This window comes from Aquimarina spinulae, from assembly GCF_943373825.1.
GTDB lineage: Bacteria > Bacteroidota > Bacteroidia > Flavobacteriales > Flavobacteriaceae > Aquimarina > Aquimarina spinulae.
On the sequence record NZ_CALSBP010000001.1, the window covers coordinates 660772 to 685281 of the forward strand.

Annotated in this window: 22 protein-coding genes; 6 read left to right on the forward strand and 16 right to left on the reverse strand. The window is 33.7% G+C overall.

Features of this window, described 5'->3' with window-relative positions:
* Positions 1-104: 104 nt before the first annotated feature.
* Positions 105-1274 (reverse strand): FecR family protein, encoded by a 1170-nt coding sequence (locus NNH57_RS03045; protein WP_074410107.1) that lies wholly within the window; start codon positions 1272-1274, stop codon positions 105-107.
* A 202-nt stretch (positions 1275-1476) separates the two neighbouring features.
* On the opposite strand from NNH57_RS03045, the gene NNH57_RS03050 reads away from it, so the two are divergent.
* Positions 1477-1950 (forward strand): RNA polymerase sigma factor, encoded by a 474-nt coding sequence (locus NNH57_RS03050; RefSeq protein WP_255412073.1) that lies wholly within the window; start codon positions 1477-1479, stop codon positions 1948-1950.
* 51 nt (positions 1951-2001) lie between these two features.
* Here the strand turns inward: NNH57_RS03050 and NNH57_RS03055 are convergent, their stop codons facing one another.
* Both NNH57_RS03055 and NNH57_RS03060 read right to left on the reverse strand, forming a co-directional pair.
* Positions 2002-3156, reverse strand: a complete 1155-nt coding sequence (locus tag NNH57_RS03055) for an MFS transporter (protein ID WP_074410109.1) — start codon at positions 3154-3156, stop codon at positions 2002-2004.
* Positions 3157-3160: 4 nt separating this feature from the next.
* A complete protein-coding gene (locus tag NNH57_RS03060) occupies positions 3161-3955 on the reverse strand; it encodes a sugar-binding protein (RefSeq protein WP_082995036.1) in 795 nt (264 codons plus the stop codon).
* A gap of 533 nt (positions 3956-4488) precedes the next feature.
* Between NNH57_RS03060 and NNH57_RS03065 the strand changes: the two genes are divergently transcribed.
* From NNH57_RS03065 to NNH57_RS03080, 4 genes are all read left to right on the forward strand, one after another.
* Positions 4489-4950, forward strand: a complete 462-nt coding sequence (locus tag NNH57_RS03065; protein WP_108808665.1) for an OsmC family protein — start codon at positions 4489-4491, stop codon at positions 4948-4950.
* Between the two features lie 3 nt (positions 4951-4953).
* Complete coding sequence (locus tag NNH57_RS03070) at positions 4954-5346, forward strand: amino acid-binding ACT domain-containing protein (RefSeq protein WP_074410111.1); 393 nt, start codon at positions 4954-4956, stop codon at positions 5344-5346.
* An 11-nt stretch (positions 5347-5357) separates the two neighbouring features.
* Complete coding sequence (locus NNH57_RS03075; RefSeq protein ID WP_074410112.1) at positions 5358-5828, forward strand: DinB family protein; 471 nt, start codon at positions 5358-5360, stop codon at positions 5826-5828.
* 97 nt (positions 5829-5925) lie between these two features.
* Positions 5926-6615, forward strand: coding sequence for an ArsR/SmtB family transcription factor (locus NNH57_RS03080; RefSeq protein WP_074410113.1), 690 nt, complete (start codon positions 5926-5928; stop codon positions 6613-6615).
* An 86-nt stretch (positions 6616-6701) separates the two neighbouring features.
* Here NNH57_RS03080 and NNH57_RS03085 read toward each other — a convergent pair whose 3' ends face one another.
* The 10 genes from NNH57_RS03085 to NNH57_RS03130 form a co-directional block, all read right to left on the reverse strand.
* Positions 6702-8513 carry an acyl-CoA dehydrogenase family protein gene (locus tag NNH57_RS03085; protein ID WP_074410114.1) on the reverse strand — a complete coding sequence of 604 codons (1812 nt, stop codon included), beginning with the start codon at positions 8511-8513 and terminating at the stop codon, positions 6702-6704.
* A gap of 80 nt (positions 8514-8593) precedes the next feature.
* The gene (locus NNH57_RS03090) at positions 8594-9784 is read right to left on the reverse strand and encodes an acetyl-CoA C-acyltransferase (protein ID WP_074410115.1); all 1191 of its coding nucleotides are present in this window, start codon (positions 9782-9784) and stop codon (positions 8594-8596) included.
* Between the two features lie 12 nt (positions 9785-9796).
* Positions 9797-12202: a 3-hydroxyacyl-CoA dehydrogenase/enoyl-CoA hydratase family protein gene (locus NNH57_RS03095; RefSeq protein ID WP_074410116.1), complete on the reverse strand. Its 2406-nt coding sequence runs from the start codon at positions 12200-12202 to the stop codon at positions 9797-9799.
* Positions 12203-12219: 17 nt separating this feature from the next.
* On the reverse strand, positions 12220-12675 hold the full coding sequence (locus NNH57_RS03100) for a MarR family winged helix-turn-helix transcriptional regulator (protein WP_074410117.1): 456 nt from the start codon (positions 12673-12675) through the stop codon (positions 12220-12222).
* Between the two features lie 195 nt (positions 12676-12870).
* A complete protein-coding gene (locus NNH57_RS03105; RefSeq protein ID WP_074410118.1) occupies positions 12871-14643 on the reverse strand; it encodes an AMP-dependent synthetase/ligase in 1773 nt (590 codons plus the stop codon).
* A 301-nt stretch (positions 14644-14944) separates the two neighbouring features.
* The gene (locus NNH57_RS03110) at positions 14945-15502 is read right to left on the reverse strand and encodes an isochorismatase family protein (RefSeq protein ID WP_108808666.1); all 558 of its coding nucleotides are present in this window, start codon (positions 15500-15502) and stop codon (positions 14945-14947) included.
* Complete coding sequence (purL, locus tag NNH57_RS03115; RefSeq protein ID WP_108808667.1) at positions 15499-19173, reverse strand: phosphoribosylformylglycinamidine synthase; 3675 nt, start codon at positions 19171-19173, stop codon at positions 15499-15501. The genes NNH57_RS03110 and purL overlap by 4 nt, the downstream gene beginning before the upstream one ends.
* Before the next feature lie 170 nt (positions 19174-19343).
* Complete coding sequence (locus tag NNH57_RS03120) at positions 19344-19622, reverse strand: hypothetical protein (protein WP_074410121.1); 279 nt, start codon at positions 19620-19622, stop codon at positions 19344-19346.
* Between the two features lie 47 nt (positions 19623-19669).
* On the reverse strand, positions 19670-20314 hold the full coding sequence (locus NNH57_RS03125; RefSeq protein WP_074410122.1) for a hypothetical protein: 645 nt from the start codon (positions 20312-20314) through the stop codon (positions 19670-19672).
* Between the two features lie 119 nt (positions 20315-20433).
* Positions 20434-21642: an RsmB/NOP family class I SAM-dependent RNA methyltransferase gene (locus tag NNH57_RS03130; RefSeq protein WP_074410123.1), complete on the reverse strand. Its 1209-nt coding sequence runs from the start codon at positions 21640-21642 to the stop codon at positions 20434-20436.
* An 84-nt stretch (positions 21643-21726) separates the two neighbouring features.
* Between NNH57_RS03130 and NNH57_RS03135 the strand changes: the two genes are divergently transcribed.
* Positions 21727-22791 carry a WD40/YVTN/BNR-like repeat-containing protein gene (locus NNH57_RS03135; RefSeq protein ID WP_108808783.1) on the forward strand — a complete coding sequence of 355 codons (1065 nt, stop codon included), beginning with the start codon at positions 21727-21729 and terminating at the stop codon, positions 22789-22791.
* A 47-nt stretch (positions 22792-22838) separates the two neighbouring features.
* On the opposite strand, the gene NNH57_RS03140 is transcribed toward NNH57_RS03135, so the two are convergent.
* Genes NNH57_RS03140 through NNH57_RS03150 form a run of 3 tightly spaced genes read right to left on the reverse strand, consistent with a single transcriptional unit; the run spans position 22839 to position 24399 of the window.
* Positions 22839-23285: a sensor of ECF-type sigma factor gene (locus tag NNH57_RS03140; RefSeq protein ID WP_108808668.1), complete on the reverse strand. Its 447-nt coding sequence runs from the start codon at positions 23283-23285 to the stop codon at positions 22839-22841.
* 9 nt (positions 23286-23294) lie between these two features.
* Positions 23295-23819 (reverse strand): hypothetical protein, encoded by a 525-nt coding sequence (locus NNH57_RS03145; protein ID WP_108808669.1) that lies wholly within the window; start codon positions 23817-23819, stop codon positions 23295-23297.
* Between the two features lie 31 nt (positions 23820-23850).
* Positions 23851-24399, reverse strand: coding sequence for an RNA polymerase sigma factor (locus NNH57_RS03150; RefSeq protein WP_074410127.1), 549 nt, complete (start codon positions 24397-24399; stop codon positions 23851-23853).
* Positions 24400-24510 lie beyond the last annotated feature (111 nt).

Consider the following 24510-nt stretch of genomic DNA (forward strand, 5'->3'; position numbering starts at 1 on the left):
TGATTGAACCATTGTTAAATTACGCTTACTCTAAATCGGGAGATGTTGCAGCATTTCTCGATTTTTTTGTTTTCTAGTCATTTTGGAAACATACTTTTTTTGCTTTAGGGGTTAATAATTATTTCATTTTCTTTGATGGTGAAATTAAAGAAGGTGTTGCTTTTAAACGTTTTTAGCACATCTTCTATATTTTCTACATCGAACTGACCTGTAAATTTTTCTTTCTTTATTTTTTGATAATTAATTGTTATCTTTTTGTCATAAGACCTCTCAAGTTTCTTAATGATATTCTCAAAACTTTCATTTTTAAAGAGTAATATCCCATCAACCCAAGCAGTATAATTTTCTGTTTTTACTGTAGAAATATCCAAATTCTGTCCTGTTTTTAAAAGACTAGCCTTTTGATTTGGCTTAAGTATTTGATCGGTATCTTTATTAAAACGTTCTTTGTTTTTAAATACACCTACACTACCTTCTACCAAAACAACTTCAGAAAACGAATCATCTGCATAAGAAGAGACATTAAATTTTGTTCCTAAAACTTCAGTTTTAATACCATTGGTAGATACTACGAACGGAGCTTCTTCATTTCTAGCAACTTCAAAATAGGCTTCACCAGATAATTCTACTTCACGAACATGCCCGGCAACAAAATGCACAGGAAATTTTAATGTAGAACCTGCATTAACATGAACCGTTGTACCATCAGATAATTCTAACTTAAATTTCCTTCCATAAGGAACTTTTAACGTATTGATCTTTGGTTTAACTTCTGCGATGTTATTTTTTTCGTTGTGATATACTATTTTACCTTTTTCCTGAACCCCTACTACAGTACCATCATTATTTTTAATTTCTTTAAATAACTCATTCTCTTGTATGGTTTCAAGACTGCCATCACTTAACTGTAATGTTACTTCGTTTAGTGTAGAATCAGTATCAAAAAAAGTATTGTTGTAGTATAAAGTACTGCCAATTATAAGCCCTACAAAAACTGCAGCATATTTTAAATAATTATTGATTCTATTTTTGCGGATTTTAGTACGAGATTTTGTACTTTGTATATGTTTTTGGAATGATGATGCTGCTTTTTGGTTATCAAAATCATTTTTACCTAATTGGATGTAATGATCGGTGATAATATATTTTTTAAATTCGTTTAAATTTTCTTCATCATTCAATAGTTTTTTGAACTCGGTGAGTTCTCGTTCGGACATCTCATTATTTAGGTATTTAAGTATTTGATTTATATCCAAATCTTTATTTTTTTTCATGCGAATTATTGGCTTATTTATAGTTAAGACTTGAAAAAAATAAAAAACCCTTACTTCTGAAACTATTTTTTTTATTATTTATGTAAAGTTTTTGTTAATTATTTTGTGAGAGGGTTTAAAAATGAGTTAAAAAAAGAGTATTATAAAGAACGAGACCCAAATAAAGGAACTTAAGGAAGGTAATGAATTTGTATACAGGCATTTGTATGAAATGCACTATAACGAATTGTGCTCCTATATCTATAGTTTATCAAGGAATAAACAACAGGCAGAAGACGTTGTTCAGAACGTAATGCTTAAGATTTGGAAGAATAAAAAAAAATTAAATATTAATACTTCTATTAAGAGTTATTTATACAAAGCATGTTATTATGAATTGATAGATACTTATAATAAAAATAAAAAAGAGTTAAGTTATATAGAACAAATACAAAAAAACACTTTAGATGTTTTTGTAGAGGAGGATACTGATTTTATCAAGAATAAAATAAACCTTGTTCAGGCCGAAATCGAAAAACTTCCTCCAAAATGTAAAGAGGTATTTGTTTTAAATAAAATTCAGGGATTTAAGTATAAAGAAGTAGCTGAACAATTAGATATTTCGATAAAAACTGTTGAAGCTCAAATGTCAAAAGCTATGTCAAGAATTAAGGAAGCCCTAGAGCCTGTTGACTAGAAAATTTCTTCTTAAAAAGAATACTCCCAACCCCATTAGTACTTAAGATACTTATTTTCTTAACGTATATATTCCTAAAATTGGCCCTATACTTAAAAATACGTAAAGCATAGTGTTGTCTAATTTTCCTGCTAAAAAAGATAATAGCTGAATACTAATTATAGTAATAGCAAATCCAATACAATTGATAATTGTAAGAGCAGTACCTCTTAATTCTGGAGGTACAGCGGCAGCTACCATTGTTGAGAATTGAGGAGAATCGGAAATGACTAACATTCCCCAAATACATAAGGCAATTAAAAATAATTCGGGTGGTAATAGGAAAAGCAGGGGAGAAGCAAGGCAAAATATTCCGGAAATTAATAATGAATTATATGCTACTTTTCTGCTCCCGGTTTTTAATGAAATAAAACCACCCAGAATACAAGAAATAAAACCAACGCCTATAATGATAAAAGACCAAAATGGCACTGGTAGTTGTATAGATTGTAAGCGAGAATACGTTTTAAGGATAATAGGGATAAATCCCCAAAAGGCATAGAGTTCCCACATATGCCCAAAATATCCAAAAGCAGCTTTTTTAAAACTGGGGATGTTAAAAAGTTGTGTAACTATCCCAAGCTGAAGCTTAGAAACAAGTTTTCTGTATGGGCCATCCGGAACCAAAAACCACATTGCTGATCCTCCAACAAATGCTAAAATAGATGTACTAATAATTACTGCTTTATAATCACTACTCCAGGAAAATTGATTAATTAAGTGAGGAAAAGCTGTTCCTAACACCAAAGCACCTACAAGATATCCAAGCGCTTTACCGAGCCCATCTTTATAGTAATCAGAAGCTATTTTCATACCAATGGGGTATATTCCGGCAAGGAAAAAACCAGTACCAAATCTTGCTGTAAGTAAATTAAAAACTGTGATGTCCGGAATAAGCAATGATAGGTTACTTAGTCCTCCTAGAAAAGCACAAATCATAAATATACGAGAAGGAGAAAACCGATCGGCTAATGTTAATAAAGCAAACGTAAGTGTTCCTACAATAAACCCGAATTGCACAAAAGATAAAAGATACCCCAGGATATTAAATCCCACATTAAACTGAGAGGCAAGGTCATCGATAACAGCATTACCAGCAAACCATAGCGAAGTACAAAAAAACTGCGAAATGATAATCACCGGGAGTATGTAGAATTTTGATTTCAATACGTTATTCTTCTAAAATGATTGTGCCAAAAATATCGGCATTAATCCATCCCAGGTTTTTTTCTTCTCCCGGGATAAAAACAGAACCAATAAAATTTTCTCTTTCTTTGCTGCCATCATTATCATTATAAGCAATAGCGAAACCTAGTTTCTGATCTTTTTTTAGGATCATCGGGTCATTAACTTTTCCTTCTTCATAAGTATCATCATATACAATAATCTCAAACTCCCATACCGATACATCACCATTAGTAACACGTTTAGAACTAACATGATTATTATATAGTAAAGGTTTTTTATGTTTATCCAGATCCACCACATTTCCATCTAATGCCACATGATATGCAAATGCATTATTAGAATATTGATGATCCCCACCAGAGTTATCTGCGTCAATAAAAATTTCTACACAATCATCATCCCACCATAAACTTAGCGGATCTTTGTTTTGATCAAATAAAACATCATCCTTGATTTCGACTAATACATATAAGGCTTCTGGAGTCCAGACCACTTTGTATCTTCCAAAAAAATCATTAAAGGTATAAGGTGCCCCTAACCATTTTTGATCAAAACCATACCAGGTAGCTTCTTTCCATATAGGGTCATTCATTATGCCATCTAGCTTAGGAACAATTACTGCTTTTTTAACTTTTCTGATTTGATGATCAATTTTAACGTTCTGTTTTCGTAAATCTTTTTGATCTAGGATTGCCAGTTCGTCGTTAGTCGAGTTAGGAAGGTTTTTTTTACAGCTTAGTATAAATAATAAAATGAATAATAAAAGTATTCTTTTCATAATGAGATTTAGTGACATAATCATGATAAATGTAGTGAACAAAATTTAAAAATTAGTTGTAGCATATAAATAAGTAATAATCATTTGTATTTCTAACAGTAGATTACGGGATAACCAGAAATAGATATTTTATATTCATATGACGTTAAAAGGTGGATTAAGTTGAGTTTTGATTTTAATGAGTGATTCAATAAAGCTTAATACCTTATTTTAAAATAAAATACTAGGTTTTGCTTAGTATTAAAAGAATGACATAAAAGATATATAGACAGAATTTAGGTACTAAATAATAAAAGGAGCTTTTGATTATTATTGTTTAGGAAGAAAAAATATTGTTGTTTTCATGTTTAATCGTGTTAGTAGTATACCTTGCTAAAGATACAATAAGAAAATATTTTCTTTTAAAAAGTTAATATGCATGTCATGTCTCTTGTTTTTGAAATTATAGATTAAAATTTCATACTTCATTTTAGAATGAAATAAAAAATATATAGCTGTTTTACTTTTGCGTTACACAGAAACCAATAAGTAGAATGAAACACTCGGCAAGAATATTTTGGAAGAAAAATCAACATGAAATATTTAAAGATGGGAAATATAGCAGGGTGCATGCCTGGCATTTTGATGGAGGTGCAGAAGTACTAGCTTCTTCTTCTCCAGGCATAATTCCTACTCCAATGTCTGATGCATCTGCTGTAGATCCTGAAGAAGCGTTTTTAGCATCTGTTTCGAGCTGTCATATGCTATTTTTTCTTTCTATTGCTTCGAAGAAAAAATACGTTATAGAGCATTATGAAGATCATCCTGTAGGATTGTTAAAAGAAATAAAAGGAAAAAAAGCAATTACGACGATTACATTATCTCCTAAGGTGATTTTTAAAGGAAACTCTCCTTCAATAAAAACTATAGAGCAAATGCATAATCTGGCACATTCTAATTGCTATATCGCGAACTCTATTATAGCAAATATTCAAATTAAACTAATATCAAATTAAAGTATGAGAAATTTAGCAATCAAATTAGACAATAAACCAGGAGCTTTGGCAGAAATGGGAGAGGTTTTAGGAAATGCAGGAGTGAGCCTCGAAGGAGGAGGTGTTTTTGTGCATAACAATATAGGGGTGGCCAATTTTTTGGTAGATGATGCAGAAAAAGGAAAGAAAATATTAGAATCTTTTGGTGTCGAAGTTTTTGCAATTAATAAAGTGCTAATTCAAAAATTAGATCAGGAAGTACCTGGGCAGTTAGGAAAAATTTGCCGTTTGATGGAAAAAAATGATATTAATATAATAACACAATATAGTGATCACGATAATCAGTTAATATTAGTTGTAGATGATTATGAAAAAGGCAAAGTTGTTTCAGAGAATTGGAGTAGAGGAATATATTAAAAACACATATTATGAATTCGATAGAAATTATTTTGTTAAACTGTAGAGAGACAAGAAGGCGAAGTGTTAAATTATGGAAAGGAATACCAGAAGAATATTTTGATTGGAAACCAGATGAAAATGCTTTCTCTGTTATCGAAATGATTAGACATGTGTTAGAAACCGAACATTTATTTCATAAGATAATTGACAACAGAGGAAACTTAGGTGATTACCATTCACCATGGGAAGGAATGAAGTATGAGGATCTGGAGTTTGAGCTAGAGATAGCAAAGAGTTATAGAAAGAATTTTCTTGATATGATAGAGGAGTTAACAGAGGCAGATCTCGAAAGCATAAGAATAGAAAGAACAGAGGTAGGGCAGAGCAAAAAACTTGGTGACTATCTAAATAGAATTGTTTTTCATGAAGCAGTGCATATGGGACAGATGCTTGATTATTTGAGAACACTTGGAGTAAATAGGCCTAAAATATGGGATTAAAAATGATGATATCGGTTATATTATAGTAAATTCATGGCGCAAATAGTATTGCATTAGTTTTATGTATTGAAACCAGATCATATTGTGATAATAGGTAATGGAAGAGTTTGAAAATAAATTTGCTGAGATCGCCTCTTTATTAGGGGATAAATCTCGATCTGTCATGCTATGGTGTTTATTAGATGGTAGAGCATATACAGCTCTTGAGCTGTCGATATGTGCAAATATTTCTGCACAATCAGCCAGTAATCATTTAAAAAAATTAATTCAGGCTAAAATATTACTAGTAGAAAAACAAGGAAGACATCGGTATTATAGGTATGCGACTTCAGAAGTAGCTCAAGTTATTGAATCTATGGCAGGGCTAGTATCTATTAACGATGAATATACCAGAACTAAAAAGCCAGAACTTAACGGTATTACATATGCCAGAACCTGTTATGATCATTTGGCAGGAGAAATTGGAGTAAAAATTACAGATGCTTTACTTGATAAAGGGATGTTAGAAATTGTAGAAAGAATGTATAAAGTTACTTCTACAGGAAAGAGTTGGTTTCAAAATGTTGGTATTGATGTCGATGATATAATGCTACAAAAACGATCTTTTGCTCATCTGTGTCTGGATTGGAGTGAGCGTAGACATCACTTGGCAGGTGCACTTGGTGCTTCTTTTCTTACGATGATGTTGCAAAATGATTGGATACGAAGAAAGAAAGATTCAAGAGAGATTTTGGTAACAGGAAAAGGAAAGCTAGAATTAAAAACAAGGCTAAATTTGGAAATATAAAAACCGCCTTCTAATTATTTAAAAGGCGGTTTCTTATGATAAAATTAAACACATTACAATGTTTTGTGTTCTTTTATTTTAATTGACTATCCAATAAAATATCCGTTTTCTTTGGCAATTTTATCGGCAATTTTGGTTCTTAATGCAACTACATTTGGTTGATTCGCATATTTAGTAAAACGCTTAAGTCCCATTAGCATCATTCGTTGTTCATCTCCTTCTGCAAAAGAAACTATTCCTTCTTTTCCTTTTCTGATAATGATATCTACCGCATTGTATAAGTATAATTGAGACATTGCTATTTGAGTTTCCTGAGCTTCTTCACCAAAACGTTTTGCATTTTTCTCGGTACGTAAGATTGCAGATTCTGCCATGTAAATTTCAATTAAAATGTCTGAAGCAGCTAGTAATAACTGTTGGTGATCCTCAAGTTGTGGTCCAAATTTTTGAACAGCAGCTCCTGCTACCATCAAAAATACTTTCTTTAGCTTAGCTATAATTTCTTTTTCTTCAGAAAATAAAACTGAGTAATCAGGAGTATCAAAAGATGGGATCCCGGTAAGTTCATCTGCAACTTTCATGGCAGGTCCAAGAAGATCTACATGACCTTTCATTGCTTTCTTTACTAACATTCCTACAGCAAGCATACGGTTGATCTCATTGGTACCTTCATAGATACGGGAGATACGAGCATCTCTCCATGCAGATTCCATTGGGGTATCTGCAGAGAATCCCATACCACCAAAAATCTGTACACCTTCATCAGTACAACTTTGTACATCTTCAGAAACGGCAACTTTAAGAATAGAGCACTCAATTGCATATTCTTCGACACCTTTTAGTTCTGCTTCCTGATGTGTGTTTCCTTCCGCTTGACGGATAGCAATTCTATCTTCAATATTTTTTGCAGCTCTGTAACTAGCAGATTCATCGGCATATGTATTGGTCGCCATTTCTGCTATTTTAGCTTTAATAGCTCCAAAATTCATAATAGGTGTTTTGAACTGGATACGTTCATTAGCGTATTTGGTAGCTTCGCCAATCACACGACGTTGCGCATCAAGACAGGCAGCAGCAAGTTTGATACGGCCTACATTTAATGCGTTCATTGCAATTTTAAACCCATTACCTCTTTCTGATAGCATGTTTTCTACCGGTACTTTGGTATCGCTAAAGAATACTTGGCGAGTAGAAGAGGAATGAATACCTAACTTCTTTTCTTCATCACCGAGAGAAATCCCATTAGATGGATCATTTTCTACAATAAATCCTGTAATATTTTTATCGTCTTCAATACGAGCAAAAACAATAAATAAACTACAGAAACCGGCATTAGATATCCACATTTTCTGACCAGAAATCGAGTAATGCGTTCCATCCTCAGAAAGAACAGCTTTTGTTTTACCAGAATTGGCATCTGATCCTGCACCTGGTTCTGTTAAGCAGTATGCTCCAAACCACTCACCGGTAGCAAGCTTAGGAACATATTTTTTCTTTTGCTCTTCATTTCCATACAAGGTGATTGGCATGGTACCGATACCAGTATGAGCTCCAAAAGCAGTACTAAATGATCCAGTAGCTCCAGAGATATAATCGCAAACTAACATTGTAGATACAAATCCCATTCCTAAACCATCATATGCTTCGGGTACAGAAACTCCTAAAAGTCCAAGTTCACCAGCTTTACGCATACACTCTTCTGTATATGCATAGTCTTTACTTTCGAATCGCTCCCAATGAGCCCATAGCTCACGGTCTACAAACTCTCTAGCGCTATCACGCATCATTCTTTGCTCCTCAGAAAAATCTTCTGGAGTAAATACATCTTCACATTTAGTTTCTTTAACAAGGAATTGTCCTCCTCTAAGAATATCTTTATTTATAGTTTTATCACTCATTTTTTTAGTAAGGTTTTAGTAGTTAGTATCGAGGCCAATTAAAAATGTAATTTTTTAATACTTAGATCTCAATTCTAATTTTAATTTAAAAATTCATAAATACCGGCAGCACCTTGTCCTGTACCTACACACATGGTTACCATTCCGTATTTACCTTTCATATCGCGTTTACGCATTTCGTCAAATAATTGAACCGAAAGTTTTGCTCCCGTACATCCTAGTGGGTGTCCTAATGCAATTGCACCTCCATTAACATTTACGATATCCTGATTAAGACCTAATTCTCTCATTACTGCAAGAGATTGTGAAGCAAAGGCTTCATTAAGCTCTATCAGTTCTATATCATCTTGTTTTAATCCGGCTTGTTTTAAAGCTTTCGGAATTGCTTTTACTGGTCCGATACCCATGATTCTTGGTTCTACACCGGCAGCGGCATAATTAACAAGCCTTGCAATAGGTTCAAGGTTTAGTTCTTTAACCATTTCTTCACTCATGACCATCACAAAAGCAGCACCATCACTCATTTGCGAAGAATTACCAGCAGTTACGCTTCCTCCAGCTTCGAATACAGGTCTAAGTTTACCTAGCACTTCTTTACTGGTTCCTGCACGAGGTCCTTCATCTTTAGATACAGTATATGATTTTGTAGCTTTTTTTCCATTTTCATCAACGTAGATTTGTTCTACATTAATAGGAACTATTTGATCCTGAAAACGCTCTTCTGCTTGTGCTTTTAAGGCCTTCATATGAGAGTTGTATGCAAATTCATCTTGATCTTCCCGAGATACTTTAAATTGATGAGCAACTGCTTCTGCAGTATTACCCATTCCCCAGTAATAATCTTCATGCCCTGATTTGGCTAAGTCATAATTAAGTTCTGTCTTATATCCTGTCATAGGAACTGCGCTCATGCTTTCTGCTCCACCTGCAATAATGCAATCTGCCATTCCAGATTGTATTTTGGCTGTTGCAATACCAATAGTTTCTATTCCTGATGAACAAAATCTATTTACTGTTACTCCGGGAACATCAACAGAATTTAATCCCATTAACGAGATTAAACGTGCCATATTTAACCCTTGAGACCCTTCGGGCATGGCATTACCAACGATTACATCGTCGATACGTGCTTTGTCAAGGTTAGGAAGCTCTTTCATCATATGTGCTATGGTTTCGGCTGCCAATTCATCTGTTCTTTTAAACCTGAACACCCCACGAGGAGCTTTTCCTACGGCTGTTCTATATGCTTTTACTATATATGCTGTTTTCATTGTTTTCTTTTTCTAGTTTCTTAGAGGTTTTCCTTTCTTAAGCATATGCTCGATACGCTCAAGAGTCTTACGTTCTGTACAAAGTGACAAGAAAGCTTCACGTTCCAGATCCAATAAGTATTGCTCTGTAACCAATGTTGGTTCAGATAAGTCTCCACCAGCCATTACATATCCTAGCTTGTTAGCTATTTTATGATCATGCTCAGAAATATATTTACTAGCTTCCATAGAGTCAGTTCCTACCAAGAACATACCTAATGCTTGTTTCCCCAAGACTTTTACATCCTTACGTTTTACAGGTTGTGTATACCCTTGTTCTGCCATTAATTTTGCATGTGCTTTTGCTGTAGCGATTTGGCGATCTTTATTAACGACTACAATATCTTTTCCTTTTTGAAGGATGTTGGTATCGTATGCTTCATAAGCAGAAGTAGATACTTTGGCCATACCAATAGTTAAGAAGTGCTCTTGTAGTACATTAAGTTCTACATCATTTTTCTTAAAAGTATCTGAGGCTCTTAATGCCATTTCTTTGGATCCACCACCACCGGGGATAACACCAACACCAAATTCTACTAGCCCTATATATGTTTCTGCAGCAGCAACTACTTTATCTGCATGCATAGAAAGCTCACATCCGCCACCAAGCGTCATACCATGAGGAGCAGCAATTGTTGGGATCGCAGAATAACGCATGCGCATCATAGAATCCTGAAAGTACTTAATTGCCATATTAAGCTCATCATATTCTTGCTCAACAGCCATCATAAATATCATTCCGATATTTGCACCTACAGAGAAATTTGCAGCCTGATTACCAACAACCAATCCTTGGAAATCTTTTTCGGCAATATCGATAGCTTTGTTTAGTCCAGCTAACACATCACCACCAATAGTGTTCATCTTACTTTGAAATTCTACATTTAGGATTCCATCACCAAGATCTTCTACTACAACTCCACTATTTTTAAATACTTCTGAAGATTTGCGAATATTATCCAGAATGATAAATGCATCTTGTCCTGGTACTTTTACTTGTTCTTTTTTAGGAATATCATAGAAAAATGTAGCTCCGTTATTTATGGTATAAAAGGAAGTACTTCCCGAGGCGATCATATCTAGTACCCATGAAGCAGGTTCATAACCTTCTGCACGCATCATTTCGATTCCTTTTTCTACTCCGACAGCATCCCAGATCTGAAAAGGACCATGCTCCCATCCAAAACCAGCTTTCATTGCATCATCGATTTTATATAAATCATCTGTAATTTCAGGAATACGATTAGATACATATGCGAATAATGCAGATAAATTTTTACGATAGAACTCTCCAGCTTTATCTTTACCCGATACTAATACTTTAAAACGATCAACTACTTTATCTATAGTTTTTGTCATTTCAAGCGTAGCAAAAGAGGCTCTTTTCTTTTCTCTATATTCTAACGTATCTAAATCCAAAGACAGGATTTCTCTTTTTCCGTCGGCACCAACATTCTTTTTATAAAACCCTTGCTTGGTTTTACTTCCTAACCATTTGTTTTCCATCATAGAGTTGATGAAATCCGGAAGTTTGAATAATTCATGACGTTCGTCATCTGGGCAATTATCGGCAATACCATTAGCCACATGAACTAAGGTATCGAGACCTACCACATCTACTGTACGGAATGTAGCCGATTTTGGACGACCGATTACAGGACCAGTAAGTTTATCAACTTCTTCTATGGTTAATCCCATTTCTTTTACCATATGGAATAAACTCATAATACTAAAGATTCCTATTCTATTACCAATAAAAGCAGGAGTATCTTTTGCAACTACAGATGTTTTTCCCAGGTATTGTTCTCCATAACCATTAAGGAAATCCAAAACTTCCTGAGAAGTATTTGGACCAGGAATGATTTCGAATAGTTTAAGATAACGAGCAGGGTTAAAGAAATGAGTTCCGCAGAAATGTTTTTGGAAATCTTCACTTCTTCCTTCACTCATAAAATGAATAGGAATACCAGAGGTATTAGAAGTAATTAATGTACCTGGTGTTCTGTGTTTTTCAAGATTCTCAAAAACTATTTTTTTGATATCTAATCTTTCTACAACAACTTCTATAATCCAATCTACATCTGCAACTTTTGCGATATCATCTTCCAGGTTTCCTGTAGTGATTCGATTTGCAAATTTTTGATGGTATATAGGAGAGGGTTTAGATTTAAGAGCAGCGGTAAGTGAATCATTTACTAATCGATTACGCACCACTTTGTTGTCAAGAGTAAGGCCTTTCGCTTTTTCTTTGTCGTTAAGTTCTCTAGGTACTATATCTAGTAATAGTACTTCGACACCAATATTAGCGAAATGACATGCAATACCGGATCCCATGATTCCTGAACCGATAACTGCAACTTTTTTAATGATTCTTTTCATTTTTTAACTTCGAGTTGTTAAGGTTTTATAGATTCTTGTTTTGAGTAAATTTTTTTAGATGATATCAGATCATTTATGGTTTGAAACACCTCTAAGAAAATGTCTAACTTCTCTTGTGGGACATGTTTTCTTACCATAGTATCAAAAGTAAAAACGACTTCTTTAGAGAAATTTCTCATTTCTACGCCAAATGGAGTGAGGTAGATCAATACACCGCGCCCATCCTGAGGATTTTTCTTTCTGAAAATCAATCCTTTTTCTTCCATGGTTTTCAAAGTGCGTGATAAACTTGTAGCTTCCATTCCCATTTTGGGACCTAGTGAAGTTGAAGGTGTACCGCTTTCTGGATCTATGCTTAGTAATGCAAATCCAGTAGCCATTGTACTTCCTTTTTTGCTGGCTTCTTCATTATACATCTTAGCGACCGCCATCCAAGTGGCTCTAAGTGCATAATCGATTGTCTTTTCTCTCATTCAAAAAAATTATTATAAATGTAAAGGTAAGGAAATTTATTATGCGTGCATAATAAATAAAGTAAAAAATTGAGAAAAGTTGATGTAATTTACACTTTTTTGTTGAATTAATAAAAAAACTCCCCATAAAATGAGGAGTTTACTGATTAACAGTTAAAGCTTACATATGTTTTGCGTTGTAATCAGTTAATTGAATTAGCCATAAATTTTAGAATAAAGATCTTTGTATTTTTCTTTTATTACTTTTCTTTTTAATTTCATAGTAGGAGTGAGGTGACCCGCATCAATACTCCATTCATCCGATGTAAGTTCGAATCGTTTCACACGTTCCCATTTTCCGAACTTTTTATTATGCTCGTCGACTTCTTCCTGGTAACGATCAATAATTGATTGATTTTTAAGGGCTTCTGACATAGAGTTGCCTATTTGTATACCTTTACGCTCTGCCCACTCTTTTAAAAATTCGAAGTTAGGTTGTATAAATGCTGCAGGCATTTTCTCTCCTTCACCAATTACCATTATTTGCTCGATAAAACGAGATTGTTTCATGGCATTTTCTATTAATTGCGGAGCGACATATTTACCTCCAGAAGTTTTAAACATTTCTTTTTTACGATCGGTAATACGCAAAAAACCATCACTATCAACTTCGCCAATATCTCCGGTATGGAAATACCCATTTTTTAATACCTCTTTGGTTTTTTCTTCATCTTTATAATATCCTAACATTACTTGAGGACCTTTTACCAAAATCTCACCATCTTCTGCTATTTTTACTTCGGTATCAGGGATCATTCTTCCTACAGTGCCTATTTTCATTCCTCTGTTTCCTGTTTCGTTTACAGAAATTACAGGTGACGTTTCGGTAAGACCATATCCTTCCATAACTCCCATTCCTGCCGCATTAAATATTCGTGCAAGTCTTGGTTGTAGTGCAGCACTACCAGAAGCAATTAGTTTTAAATTACCTCCCAGAGCTTCTTGCCATTTACTAAAAATAAGTTTTCGGGCAAGACCTAATTTTTTCTCATACCACCAACCATTTGCTCCATAGGGTTCGTATTTTAATCCCAGGTCTACTGCCCAAAAGAATAATTTCTTTTTAATCCCTGTGAGATCAGCTCCTTTGGCGATAATTTTATCATATACTTTTTCTAGTAATCTAGGTACCGCAGTCATAACCTCGGGTTTAACCTCTTTTAGGTTATCACTAATAGTTTCTAAAGATTCTGCAAAATAAATACTCACACCACGGTATTGATACAAATACATTAACATTCTTTCATAAATGTGGCATACGGGAAGAAAACTTAAGGCTTTAGTTTCTCCATCTACGATAGGGAATCTGGAAGAACTATTTATCGAATTGCTTACTACATTTTTATGACTAAGCATAACTCCTTTAGGTCTTCCTGTAGTTCCTGAAGTATATATTAAGGTAGCAAGATCATCTTCTTTTACAGAAGCCATAATTTCTTCTACTTCTGATTGATTGCTATCGTCTTTACCTAATTCAAGAATTTCATTCCAGCTTTTGCAGCCCGAAATATCATCATAAGAATAGACTTCTTTTAATGAAGGTACGTTAGCCTTAATATTTTTAACCTTTTCAAATACTTCTTCATCAGAGACAAAACAGTACGTTGATTCAGAATGATTTAAAACGTATTCATAATCTTCTTGAGAAATTGTAGGGTAAATAGGAACATCTTGCGCTCCAATTTGAAGGACACCAATATCGGTGATATTCCATTCTGTTCTGTTATTAGAAGATATAATTGCTATTTTATCATTGGGTTTTACTCCTAATCGTAACAAACCACGGCTAATTTGATTTGCTTTTTCTACATATTCCTTAGTAGAAGTGGCAATCCATTCACCATTATATTTAGTTATTAAAGCCTTGTCTAAATTAAATTTTTCTAATTGATAGTGTGGGAAATCAAATAATCTCGTAATTTTTGTCATAAGTTGTTTAAAAATAATTTTTGTAGCCTTCTAAAGCTCTTTATAGATGGTTGTTTTTAAGGTGATTGGATAATTAAATTTATAGATAAACAAATTTAGAATACAACATTACCTAAGAACTTTAAAGAACTATTATGCGTGCATAGTTTCGCAAATTATAAAAAATCTTATAATACACAACTCTAAGATATAAAAAAAAGAGGCTGTAATTTGTTAACTTCTCAATATTTTATCGTTTTTAATAAAATACTTATTGTTTAAAAGCTTAAAAACAACGTTAACAATTTATAGAAAAACAAACTTAATGTCTTATTAGTTCGTCTTTTATCTGCTCAAAATTTTTAACTTCTATTTTTCCATTGGTCAGAATCATATTTTGCCAAACCCAATTATAATGCTCAATTACTTTTTTAGCTCTCAAATGGGGGCGATCTCCAGTCGTATGACCATCTGCTATTACAGTTATGTTGTAATCTTTTGTTAAAGCAAATTGGACAGTAGATTCTACACAAAAATCGGTTGCACAACCTGTAATAAATAACTCATTAATATTTAAGTCGTTTAATTTTGATTGAAGCTTAGATTTATAAAATATATCATTTGCATACTTGTTTAGAAAAATGTCTGTTGTCTCAGTTTCTAAATCATCTAGTAATTCCCACTCTACTGTATTTGGTATAAACTCATTCATTTTAGTACCATCGTGTTGAACAAAAAACACAGGGAAATCAGAGGCTCTAAATAGTTGCGCAAGTGTATTAATCCTACTTACAACTCCTTTTGTATCATATCGTGGAGTTTGAGAGGTAAAAGAACCCTTTTGCATATCAATTACTAAGAGCGCTTTTCTGTTTTTCATTCAGAAGCACTTTTCTCTAACCATTTTCGGGCATTTACAAAGGCTTCGATCCAAGGGGACACTTCATCGTGTCTATTCTGTGGATAGTTAGCCCAGTTCCATTGAAAGATCGAACGTTCAATATGAGGCATCATTACCAAATGGCGACCTGTTTTATCTGTCATCATAGCTGTATTATAATCTGATCCGTTAGGGTTAGAGGGATATCCTTCATATCCATATTTTGCTACAATGTTATATTGATCTTCGGATAGAGGTAAATCAAATTTTCCTTCGCCATGAGAAATCCATACTCCCAGTGTACTTCCTGCCAAAGTAGATAGCATTACAGAGTTATTATCCTGTACTTTTACAGAAGTAAAATTACTCTCATGCTTATGAGAATCATTATAGGTTAGTTTACCATGTTTTTTATGTTCTGGATTAATAACCTCTAGTTCCATAAATAACTGGCAACCGTTACAAATACCCACAGATAAAGTGTCTTCTCTTTTGAAGAAATTTTTTAAGGCTGTATTTGCTTTTTCGTTATATAAAAAGGCACCTGCCCACCCTTTGGCAGATCCCAAAACATCACTATTAGAAAAGCCTCCTACGGCTCCAATAAACTGAATATCTTCTAATGTTTCACGACCAGAAATCAAATCGGTCATATGCACATCCTTTACATCAAAACCAGCTAGATACATGGCATTTGCCATTTCACGTTCAGAATTACTTCCTTTTTCACGTATGATAGCTGCTTTTGGTCTTTTAAGCTCACTAGAAATCAAAGGTCGTTTACCATCAAAGTGTTTTGGAAAAGAATACTGTAATGGTTGGTTCGCATAATTTTCGAACCGATCTTTTGCTAAATCATTTGCAGTTTGTTTTTGATCTAATAAGAAAGAAGTTGTATACCAAGTATTTCTTAATTCTTCTATTGGAAGATCAAAGGAGTCATTTTGATTTTTGATACTTAAAGAAGCTTCTTCTTTTATCGTACCGATATTGAAAAACTCAATATTGTTTTTAGAGAGTATAGATTCGATATCTGAATTTGAAGCACTCTGAAAAACGATTCCCGAATTTTCTGCAAACAATAATTTGATAGAATCAGATTCCCCAATTTTGGTAAGATCAAGCTCAGCTCCCAGGTTACGATCTGCAAAACATAACTCTAATAATGTAGTTATTAGTCCACCCGAACTGACATCGTGCCCAGCTGAAATAAAATCTAAAGAAATTAGTTTTTGAATGGTATTGAATACTGTTGCAAAATATTCATTATCAATAATTGTAGGAGCTTCGTTTCCGATAGCATTTACAATTTGACCAAAAGAAGAGCCGCCAAGTTTAAATTCATCTTTAGATAAATTGATATAATAGATGTCACCACCATTTTTTTGTAAAACCGGTTCAATAACTCTGGTGATGTCGTTACAATGTGCGGCTGCAGATATCACTACGGTTCCGGGAGCTATAACTTCTTCATTTGCATATTTTTGCTTCATCGATAGTGAATCTTTACCTGTAGGCACATTAATTCCTAAATCAATAGCAAAATCTGAAATTGCTTTTACGGCTTTATATAATCTGGCATCTTCACCTTCATTTTTGCAAGGCCACATCCAGTTTGCAGATAAAGAAACAGATTTCAAACCTTCATGTAATGGAGCCCATATGATATTGGTCAATGCTTCTGCAATAGAATTTTTACTACCAGCTTCTGGATCAATAAGCCCTGAGATGGGAGAGTGCCCAATGCTAGTTGCAATACCTTCTTTACCATTATAATCAAGAGCCATGACTCCGCAATTATTTAAAGGTAATTGTAATGGCCCTGCACATTGTTGTTTTGCAACTTTTCCTCCTACACACCGATCTACCTTATTGGTTAACCAATCTTTACAGGCAACAGCTTCTAACTGCAGTACTTGTTTGAGGTAGTTTTCAAAATTTTCTTTACTATAGGAAATGTTATCATATTTACGATCAATGGTCTTGTCGTTCATTATGGTTTTAGGAGAACTACCAAACATATCTTCTAATGCCAGGTCCATTGGTTTATCTCCTTTGGTCTTGGATTGAAAGGTAAAACGGTGATCTCCGGTAACATCTCCTACTTCATACATGGGTGAGCGTTCGCGCTCTGCAATACGTTGTAGCGTATCTATATTTTGTTGACCGATCACTAATCCCATACGTTCCTGGGATTCGTTACCGATAATTTCTTTTGCAGATAATGTGGGATCACCTACAGGTAGTTTATCCAAATCGATTTTTCCTCCGGTTTCTTCTACCAATTCAGAAAGACAGTTAAGATGGCCTCCTGCACCATGATCATGTATTGATACAATCGTATTTTCTTCACTTTCTACCATACCTCTAATTGCATTAGAAGCACGCTTTTGCATTTCTGGATTAGAGCGCTGTATCGCATTTAATTCGATACCGCTACTAAATTCTCCTGTATCTGCAGAAGATACGGCTGCACCTCCCATACCAATTCGATAATTTTCTCCTCCCAGGATTACAATTTTATCTCCTTTTTCTGGAGTGGCTTTGATAGCTTGTTCGGCTTTACCATATCCAATACCGCCTGCCTGCATGATTACTTTGTCGAAACCAAGTTTTCGGGCGTTTTCTTCATGCTCAAAAGTAAGTACAGATCCTGTGATAAGGGGTTGCCCAAATTTATTTCCAAAATCAGAAGCTCCATTAGAGGCTTTTATCAAAATATCCATAGGAGTTTGATATAGCCAATCTCTTTCTACCATTGCTTTCTCCCATGGTCGATTATCTTGTAATCGCGAATATGAGGTCATATATACAGCGGTTCCGGCAAGAGGTAAAGATCCTTTTCCTCCGGCAAGACGATCCCTGATTTCTCCTCCAGATCCTGTTGCAGCTCCATTAAATGGTTCTACAGTAGTAGGGAAATTATGTGTTTCCGCTTTAAGCGAAATCACACTATTAAATTCGGTTTCCTGATAAAAATCAGGCTTATCAGCAGTTTTTGGGGCAAACTGAGTAACTTTTGGCCCTTTTATAAAGGCTACATTATCTTTATAAGCAGAAACAATGTCGTTTGGATGTGTCTCTGATGTCTTTTTGATTAATTTAAAAAGTGAAGTAGGTTGTTCTTCTCCATCAATCACAAAAGTCCCGTTAAATATTTTATGACGGCAGTGTTCAGAATTTACTTGCGAAAATCCAAAAACTTCTGAGTCTGTAAGTTGTCTCCCTATTTTTTTACTCACTCCTTCGAGGTATTCAACCTCGTCATCACTAAGCGCTAAACCTTCGGCAATATTATAGGCAGCAATGTCATCAATTTCTATAATCGATTCTGGTTCTATATCTATGGTATAGATATCCTGATCTAATTTGCTATACTTTTGAGAGAGCATAGGATCAAAATCGGTATAATCTTTTGTAACACCATTAAATTCTTCTATTCGTATAATTCCTTCTATACCCATATTCTGAGTGATCTCTACGGCATTGGTACTCCATGGAGTAATCATTGCGGCACGAGGACCAACAAAAAAAGCGTCAATAGACGCCGCAGATAGTTGAGGTTGGTTGCCAAATAACCATGTTAATTTTTTTATGGTTTCAGGGGAGATTTCATTGGCGGTTTGAACTGCAAATACTTTCTCGTTTTGGTTTCCGAAGAAATGAATCATACTTCGATTATTTGTGTTGATTTTTATTAAGCTGCAAATTTACTACTTTCTTACTAAAATTTGGTAAAAAACTAAGATAGAATCCCAGAGTTATTCACCGAATTTTGAACAATTGCAGTAGGGGGAAAATATATTAAGTGAATTTCGTTATATCAAACTCACTTTATTTACTACCTTTTATCTTCTTTTATGGGTACTCGATATTTTTTTACAACCTGAAGATTTTTAGTAACCGAATCATAATCAATATTAGGATGTTTTATAGCATTATCAATATTGATTCCTTTAATTGTCGTTATTTGAACTTGCCTTCCATTTTTATAATAATTAAGCGTGGTGATGATTTCATACTTTTCGTTGTTTTTTTGAATACGTTTTGTTTCATCAAGCGTATTACAGGATGATAATGCTAAAACTGTTGCAATCAGAATTATGAATGTTTTTTTCATTATTATAATAGTTTAGAATTCTCTACATCATCTTTATAATAACCTACTTACGATGATTTTGCTCTATTTTGTTTAATAGATTTTTCTATTTCTTCAATAAAATGGTTGAGATCTTCTTTGTTAAGTATTTGATTTTGAAATGTTATGGATTGCTCAGTGTTTTGCGAATTTAAAAAAGTAAGACGTAGATATTCTTTATTTTTGTCTAAAGTACTGATTTGGCTTTTTTTTATGAATTTTGAAAGACCGAATGAATTAAGTTTTATTTCTATGTATTCTGGATAGATTATAATTGGTACTTGGGCTACCTTAAAGATAAAAGAAATAGCAAGGATTATTATTATTGGTAATAAGATTGAAATCGAATAGAAATAATATATGCTAATTAGTAGTACGGAAGATAAAAATAGTCCTGATGCTTTTTCTGGGTTCATGCGGTATGCTTTGGTAGGTTTTTGATTATTCAGAAGTTTGTTTTTGTTTATTGTATTAAGTAGCTTCTGAGAACCATAAATCCCTATTAAAACTATAGGGAAAAACATAACACAACCTATTAAGAACATATTAGCTCCAAATTTTGGAAGCCCAAATATGATAAAACTACTGGAAGTCTGAAATGTTGACCATGCAGAATATATGACATATAAATGAGTGCATAAAGCAACTATAATTTGTGTATTGATACTTTTCATTTGCATTGTATATATAATGCAAAGATGATACGTAAAGCATCTGAATATCACACTGTTTTCAGTGAAACAGTTTTCCTAGTTTTCTGAGGTGGTAAAGGTTTTAGTAGTAATGTGTTAAATTACTTCTTCTGAAGCAATGCCATATAGAACCCGTCATATCCTGATTTATGAGAAAGTACTTTCTTGTCTTTGATTAAGGTGAAATCATTTCCTGTTTCTTTAGAAAGGAAATTCTTTACCTGGTCCTGATTCTCAGAAGGTAAAATAGAACAGGTAGCATACACTAATTTTCCTCCTGGCTTTACCATTTTAGAATAACTCTCAAGTATTTCGGCCTGTGTATGTTTGATTTTATCTAAAAATTCTGGTTGTAATTTCCATTTGGCATCAGGATTTCGTCGCAAAACTCCCAAACCACTACAAGGAGCATCGATAAGAACGCGATCTGCTTTACCATGTAATTTTTTGATGTCTTTTGTGCTTTCGATCACTCGGGTTTCGATATTGTGTGCACCATCTCTACGAGCTCTTCTTTTAAGCTCTTTAAGTTTGTTACCATAAATATCCATAGCAATAACCTGCCCTTTATTTTGCATCAATGCTGCTAAATGGAGGCTTTTACCACCAGCACCTGCACAGGTATCTACAACGCGTTGCCCTGGTTGTACTTCTAGAAAATCAGCTACCAACTGAGAAGAAGCATCTTGTACTTCAAATAATCCATTTTTGAATGCTTCTGTAGTAAATACATTAGTTCTTTCGATCAGCCTAAGTGCGTCTGGATATCCTTTAATAAATTCGGTATCGATCTTTTCGTCTTCTAGCAGACTTCTAAGTTTTTCTCTTGATGTTTTTAAAGTATTTGCACGCAGAATTACAGGAGCCTGCTCATTAAGTGCAGTAATTTCTTTATCCCATAGTTTACCTAGTTCCTGTTCTCCCAATTGATCCATCCAATCGGGAATAGATTCTTTAAATTTTCTTATTTTACTTAATTCATCAAAACGTCCTTTGATACGACGAGTAGGTGTGGGGGCAATTTGTTTCCAATCGGGTAAAGAAATCCCTCTTAGTGTAGCCCATACGGCAAAGACTCTCCATAAGTTTTCCCTAGAGAAAGGTTCTTTTACTTCAGCTATTTCGGTATATAGGCGTTTCCATCGTACAATTTCATATACGGTCTCGGCAATAAAACTACGATCACGTGATCCCCATCTTTTATCTCGTTTCAGTAATTTCTGAACCACTTTATCTGCATAGCTTCCTTCATTAAATATTTCGTGTAATCCATCTATAACAGCAAAGACAAGATTTCTATGTAAACGCATTGTATTATTTTTTAAGGTGTGCAAAGGTAGACCTTTGTGATCAAATACTATTATATTTGACTATAATTATTGATATCAGAACCTATGAAACTAATCTATGCCTTATTATTTGTTTTGACTTTTGTTTTTTGCACTACAGAAGAGAAAGTGGTTACTCATCATTTTTCTAAAGTTGAAATAGAAACTATTTTAAAAGATTCTATAAGTATACGAGCTTTAGCTATATATAATGATACTTTGATTGGTTTTGGTTATAATAAAGGATATGGTTTTATAAATCTAGCTACAAAAAAGAAGACTATTATCGAGTTTTCGGAAACTGATACTATAGAAAAAAAGAAAAACTGGATTGCAGAACAACGCGCTGTTGGTTTTACCGATAAGTCGTTTTTTAGTTTAGGAGTAAGTTCTCCTGCACGATTAAGAAAAATAGATAGAGAGAGTAAAGAGGAGAAAATAGTATATACCGAAATGCACGAAAAGGCGTTCTATGATGCAATTGCATTTTGGAATGTTAACGAAGGAATTGCAATGGGAGACCCTACAGATACGTGTTTGTCTATACTTATTACAAGAGATGGGGGAGACACCTGGAAAAAGATTTCTTGCGAAGATCTACCTAAAACTTTTGTTGGAGAAGCGGCATTTGCTGCTAGTAATGGAAACATTGCAATTATAGGCGATAAGACATGGATTGCAACCGGAGGGATGAAGTCAAGGGTGTTTTTCTCTCCTGATAAAGGAAAAACATGGGAGGTTTATGATACTCCTATCATTCAGGGAAAAGAAACTACGGGAGCGTATTCTATTGATTTTTATGACGAGAATAACGGTTTTGTTTATGGAGGAGATTATACAGCTCCAGAAGGTAATGAGGCAAATAAGGCGATTACAAAAGATGGAGGAAAAACCTGGGAATTAGTATCAGATGGTAGTGGAGCAGGGTATAAGAGTTGTATACGATATATACCTAATGGTGGTGGTAAAGAAATGGTAGCTGTTGGATTTACAGGAATATCGATTTCGAATGATCTAGGAGGAAGCTGGAAAGAATTAAGTAAAGAAGGCTTTTATACGGTAAGATTTATAAATGATAGTGTTGCTATAGCGGCAGGCAAAGGAAGAATTGCCAAACTGGTTTTTAAATAAAAAAAGAGATTTATAACAACCTCTTTTTCTGTTTTCTTATAATAATTTTAGTGTCTTTTTCTTCGTTCTTTAATTCTTGCCAGCATACGTTTGTGAAAATCTGCTTCTGCTTTTATGAGCTTTAGAATTTTCTTACTCGACATGACTTTCTTTAAACCGACGATTAATTTTTTTCGGGATTGCGATTTCTGTTCTTCTACCTCCAGAAAACTGTTTATAGCATCCTCGGCTTGCTTATCACTTAAACCGTTAGGGTTATCGTTGGCTTCTTTTATACTTCTAATTAATTTACGCTCTCGGCGTCTAAGTTTTCCAACGGTCTCTTCATGTGCATTATAAACGGGCCAGAATTGTTGTGCTTCTTTACTGGTTAAATCTAATTTTTCAGTAATATATGCGATTTTAAATGCCTTTATTTTTTCTCTTGACCCATGTTGAGCAAAAGCACCTATAGAAAAACAGGTAAAGCAAATAAGTAAAACTATCTTTTTCATGTGTTTATTTTATTCTGTAAATATAATATCATCATCTAAATCCTCTTCTGATAGATATTCTAATAAAGTTTCATCATCGATTAATTCTTTTTCGAATGTTTCAGAATATGTAATATCATCATCTAATAGCGCTGCTATTTCTGTAGTACTTAATTCAATATCTTCTTCATTAAAATAAGCATGTATGTCTGCAACTTCAATAGTATCGAAATTTACTTTTGATTCTTTAGGTATGGATATAGATATGACAATAGCAATCATTGCGGCAATACCAGAGAAGTACAAAATATTCCTTCTGGTTCGTAATGAGATAAGTTTCCCTTTGGGTTTATCATCATCAATTTTTTGCAATATAGTATCTTCCAGAGTCGTAAAATAGTCTTTGGGAACTTTAAAACCCGAATCCATTTTAGAACTCAGTTGGCTATCGGTATCAGAAGTTATTTTTTCAAAAAGTTTGTTTTCAAAACTTTCAAAATAGCCTTTTGGTACTTTAAAGCCGTCGTTGTTTTTATGTGATTTATCTTTTTTCACTGATAGTAAGACTTTTTTTATATAAAAAGGTTTAATCTTTTTTTAAAAATTCTTCAATTTTTTTTGAAGCTAAATGATATGATGCTTTTAATGCTCCTTCACTGGTTTCTAGAATTTCTGACATCTCCCGATATTTAAGTTCCTGAAAATATTTCATATTAAAAACCTGTTGTTGTTTTTGTGGTAGGGTAGCTATTGCCTTTTGCAACATTAGTTGTATCTGATCTCCTTCATAATATACATCTGCTTCGAGATTCTGAATTAATTGTAAACTTAACTCTTCATTGCTAATATTATATTTTTTAGCTTTTTGATTAAGAAAAGTAATAGACTCATTTGTCGCTATGCGATATAGCCATGAGTATAATTTACTATCTCCTTTAAATTTTTTTATATTCTTATATACTTTAATAAACACATTCTGTAATATATCATCTGTGTCATCATGATTTTTTACCATATTCCTGATATGCCAATAAAGCCGCTGTTGATATATAGCAACAAGCTTACCAAAAGCGATATTGATATGCTCTTCTGATTGTAAGGCAATGAGTAGGTCTTGTTCTTCCTGAGTGTTCAAAAGTAAAATTAGTTTTATTGAAAAGATCAATTATTTGATCTTACATACTACTATATGACTAATGTACATAAAAAAGGTTTAATTAGGATGATATAATATTTTTGTAAGAAT

Bases quoted from the DNA above. Each gene is read 5' to 3' on its own strand.
- NNH57_RS03100 (WP_074410117.1), bottom strand. From the start codon at position 12,675: ATGAGAGAAAAGACAATCGATTATGCACTTAGAGCCACTTGGATGGCG.
- NNH57_RS03105 (WP_074410118.1), bottom strand. From the start codon at position 14,643: ATGACAAAAATTACGAGATTATTTGATTTCCCACACTATCAATTAGAA.
- NNH57_RS03095 (WP_074410116.1), bottom strand. From the start codon at position 12,202: ATGAAAAGAATCATTAAAAAAGTTGCAGTTATCGGTTCAGGAATCATG.
- NNH57_RS03125 (WP_074410122.1), bottom strand. From the start codon at position 20,314: ATGAAAAGTATCAATACACAAATTATAGTTGCTTTATGCACTCATTTA.
- NNH57_RS03060 (WP_082995036.1), bottom strand. From the start codon at position 3,955: ATGAAAAGAATACTTTTATTATTCATTTTATTATTTATACTAAGCTGT.
- purL (WP_108808667.1), bottom strand. From the start codon at position 19,173: ATGATTCATTTCTTCGGAAACCAAAACGAGAAAGTATTTGCAGTTCAA.
- NNH57_RS03075 (WP_074410112.1), top strand. From the start codon at position 5,358: ATGAATTCGATAGAAATTATTTTGTTAAACTGTAGAGAGACAAGAAGG.
- NNH57_RS03090 (WP_074410115.1), bottom strand. From the start codon at position 9,784: ATGAAAACAGCATATATAGTAAAAGCATATAGAACAGCCGTAGGAAAA.
- NNH57_RS03140 (WP_108808668.1), bottom strand. From the start codon at position 23,285: ATGAAAAAGATAGTTTTACTTATTTGCTTTACCTGTTTTTCTATAGGT.
- NNH57_RS03080 (WP_074410113.1), top strand. From the start codon at position 5,926: ATGGAAGAGTTTGAAAATAAATTTGCTGAGATCGCCTCTTTATTAGGG.
- NNH57_RS03120 (WP_074410121.1), bottom strand. From the start codon at position 19,622: ATGAAAAAAACATTCATAATTCTGATTGCAACAGTTTTAGCATTATCA.
- NNH57_RS03110 (WP_108808666.1), bottom strand. From the start codon at position 15,502: ATGAAAAACAGAAAAGCGCTCTTAGTAATTGATATGCAAAAGGGTTCT.
- NNH57_RS03135 (WP_108808783.1), top strand. From the start codon at position 21,727: ATGAAACTAATCTATGCCTTATTATTTGTTTTGACTTTTGTTTTTTGC.
- NNH57_RS03085 (WP_074410114.1), bottom strand. From the start codon at position 8,513: ATGAGTGATAAAACTATAAATAAAGATATTCTTAGAGGAGGACAATTC.
- NNH57_RS03130 (WP_074410123.1), bottom strand. From the start codon at position 21,642: ATGCGTTTACATAGAAATCTTGTCTTTGCTGTTATAGATGGATTACAC.
- NNH57_RS03045 (WP_074410107.1), bottom strand. From the start codon at position 1,274: ATGAAAAAAAATAAAGATTTGGATATAAATCAAATACTTAAATACCTA.
- NNH57_RS03065 (WP_108808665.1), top strand. From the start codon at position 4,489: ATGAAACACTCGGCAAGAATATTTTGGAAGAAAAATCAACATGAAATA.
- NNH57_RS03070 (WP_074410111.1), top strand. From the start codon at position 4,954: ATGAGAAATTTAGCAATCAAATTAGACAATAAACCAGGAGCTTTGGCA.